The 347-nt window shown below is 63.1% G+C and carries 1 pseudogene; it reads left to right on the forward strand.

Annotated elements, in window-relative coordinates:
- Positions 1-347, forward strand: a pseudogene (locus KIP88_RS46210) (IS5/IS1182 family transposase); the annotation flags it as partial.

Raw genomic sequence — 347 nt, forward strand, 5'->3', positions numbered from 1 at the left:
TTGTCGGACGAGCATTTTTCGGTGGATGGAACGCTGATCGAGGCCTGGGCTTCACAGAAGAGTTTTCGCCCCAAGGACGGCAGCGGCGACGATGATGATGGCGCCAACTTCCACGGCCAGAAGCGCAAGAACGACACCCATGCAAGTACCAGCGACCCGGACAGCAGGCTTTATCGCAAGGCGGCCGGACGAGAGGCCAGGCTTTGCTATATGGGTCACGCCACCATGGAGAACCGGCATGGGCTGGCGGTGGCCGGCAGGGTCACGCATGCCAATGGCACCGCCGAACGCCGGGCTTCGGAGACCATGCTGAAGGCGAGACGCAAAGCCGCAGGCCGCCGCATCAC

Source organism: Bradyrhizobium sp. SRL28, assembly GCF_018596315.1.
In the GTDB taxonomy this organism is placed as follows: Bacteria; Pseudomonadota; Alphaproteobacteria; order Rhizobiales; family Xanthobacteraceae; genus Bradyrhizobium.